The 2528-nt window shown below is 75.7% G+C and carries 3 protein-coding genes; 1 reads left to right on the top strand and 2 read right to left on the bottom strand.

Annotated elements, in window-relative coordinates; all coding sequences use genetic code 11:
* Positions 1-281: FAD-dependent oxidoreductase (locus tag RYN42_RS20215; RefSeq protein WP_315099448.1), on the bottom strand; the 281-nt coding region annotated here is incomplete at its 3' end.
* Positions 281-1345: a uroporphyrinogen decarboxylase gene (gene hemE / locus RYN42_RS20210; protein WP_315099446.1), complete on the bottom strand. Its 1065-nt coding sequence runs from the start codon at positions 1343-1345 to the stop codon at positions 281-283. The genes RYN42_RS20215 and hemE, both read right to left, overlap by 1 nt.
* Positions 1346-1391: 46 nt before the next feature.
* Between hemE and RYN42_RS20205 the strand changes: the two genes are divergently transcribed.
* Positions 1392-2528, top strand: a 1137-nt coding sequence (locus tag RYN42_RS20205; RefSeq protein WP_315099443.1) for a glutamyl-tRNA reductase, incomplete at its 3' end; no start/stop codon positions are given.

Raw genomic sequence — 2528 nt, 5'->3', positions numbered from 1 at the left:
TCGCCGTGCGGCAGGTGCACCCAGGAGCCGTGCGGCTCGGGGGTCCGGACGAGGTCGGCCAGGCCGAGCTCGGTCAGCAGCGCCGCGACCGTGCCGCCGCGAGTGGCGAACGACTCGGCGCCGGCGTCGAGCCGCAGCCCCGCGACGGTGTGCCCGCGGACCGCTCCCCCGGGGGCGTCACGCTGCTCCAGCACCAGCGTCCGCAGGCCGTCACGCGCCAGCTCCCGGGCGGCGACGAGCCCCGCGATCCCCCCACCGACGACGACCGCGTCCCAGGTCATCAGATCCCGTGCACCAGCGCGGCGACACGCGTCAGGACGGTCGGGTCGGTCTCCGGCGGCACCCCGTGGCCCAGGTTCACCACGTGCCCGGGGGCGACCGAGCCGCGCGCGACGACGTCCCGCACGTGCGCCTCGAGCACCGGCCAGGGGGCTGCCAGCAGCGCCGGGTCGATGTTGCCCTGCAGCGGCGTGGTGCCGCCGAGCCGCCGGTTCGCCTCGTCCAGCGGCAGGCGGTAGTCGACGCCGATGACGTCCGCGCCGACGTCGCGCATGGCGCCCAGCAGCTCGCTGGTCCCGGTGCCGAAGTGCACCTTCTTCACACCGAGGTCCTGCACGTGGCTCAGCGCGCGGCTCGACGCCGGTGCGACGCGGCCCGTGTAGTCGGCCAGGCCGAGCGAGCCCGCCCAGGAGTCGAACAGCTGCGTCGCGCTGGCCCCGGCGAGCACCTGCGCGCGCAGGAAGGCCCCGGTGACGTCCGCGGCCCACTCGGTGAGCGCGGTCCACGTGGCCGGGTCGGCGTGCATGAGGGTGCGGGCGGCCAGGTGGTCGCGCGACGGACCGCCCTCCACCAGGTAGGCGGCGAGCGTGAAGGGGGCACCGGCGAACCCGATCAGGGGCGTCCCGCCGAGCGCGTCGACCGTGAGCGCGACGCCGTCAGAGACGGGCTGCAGCGCCTCCGGCGTCAGGGGGCCGAGGTCACGCAGGCGCGCGACGTCGTCGGCCGTGCGGACCGCGGAGCCCATCACCGGGCCGACGCCGGGCGTGATCTCCACGTCGACGCCCGCCAGCTTGAGGGGCACGACGATGTCCGAGAAGAAGATCGCCGCGTCCACGTCGTGCCGCCGCACGGGCTGCAGGGTGATCTCGCTGGCCAGTGCCGGGTCGAGGCAGGCGTCCAGCATCGCGGTGCCGACGCGTGCCTCGCGGTACTCCGGCAGGGACCGTCCGGCCTGCCGCATGAACCACACAGGCCGCCGCTGCGGCACCTCGCCGGAATACGCACGGACGAGCGAAGAATTCGTCGTCCGACCGTCGGCCAGGGGGTGCGAGGAAGGAAGGTTCACGGTCTCGATTGTGCCGGACAATTGTCGAGATGATTAACTCGGGGGCGTGGTGCTGCTGTCCCTCGCCGCCAGTCACCACGACCTCGACCTCGATGTGCTGGAACGTCTCTCGTCGGACGTCCAGGCTGTCGCGTCCGAGCTCGTGGGCTCGGTCGCGTCCGTGTCCGGTGCCGTCGTCCTGGCGACGTGCAACCGGTTCGAGCTGTACCTGGAGGTCGACGACGCCGCGCACACGCCGGCCGCGCGCGACGCCGCAGCCGACGCCGTCGCCGAGCGGTCGGGCTACACCCTGACCCAGGTCGCCGAGCACCTGCGCGTCCGCACCGGCACCGACGCGGCGGCCCACCTCTTCTCCGTGGCCAGCGGCCTCGACTCGATGGTGGTCGGTGAGCGCGAGATCGCCGGGCAGGTCCGCCGCGCGCTGACGGCCGCCCGCCGCGACCGCGTCACGACCTCCGGGCTGGAGTCGCTCTTCCAGGCGGCCTCCCGGGTGTCGCGCACCGTCGAGGCGCGCACCGGCCTGGGCGCGACCGGCCGCTCCGTGGTGGGCGTCGCGCTCGACATCGCCGAGCAGCACCTGCCCGACTGGCCGTCGGTGCGCTGCGTGCTCATCGGCACCGGCTCCTACGCGGGTGCCTCGCTGGCCGCCCTCAAGGCCCGCGGCGCCGGCGACATCCGCGTCTACTCCGCCTCCGGTCGCGCCGGCGCGTTCGCGGCCGCCCGCGGCGTCCGGTCGCTGCCGGCGTCGGCCGACCTCGCCGCCGAGGTGTCAGACGTCGATCTCGTCGTCGCCTGCAGCGGCGCCGCCGGCGCGGTCCTGGGTGTCGACGCCCTCGCCGCCGCCCGCGTCGTCACCCCGTCCCCGCTCACCGTCGTCGACCTGGCCCTCCGGCACGACGTCGACCCCGGCGTCCGCTCGCTGCCCGGGGTGCGCCTCGTCAGCCTGCACACCGTCGCCGAGCACGCCCCGGCCGAGCACGCCGCCGTCCGGGCCGCGCACGAGGTCGTCCTGGCCGCGGCCGAGGCGTACGAGGCCGACCGCCGGGTCCGGGACTGGAACCCCGCCGTCGTCGCGGAGCGGACCCGCGTGCTCGGGGGTCTCGAGGCGGGCCTCAGCCGGCTGGAGCACCGCGACGAGCGTGCCGAGCGTGCCCTGCGCCGCCGCACCCGGTCCGCCCTGCAC

The organism is uncultured Cellulomonas sp., assembly GCF_963527515.1.
Taxonomy (GTDB): domain Bacteria; phylum Actinomycetota; class Actinomycetes; order Actinomycetales; family Cellulomonadaceae; genus Cellulomonas.
This window is presented reverse-complemented; position numbering and strand designations above follow the sequence as displayed.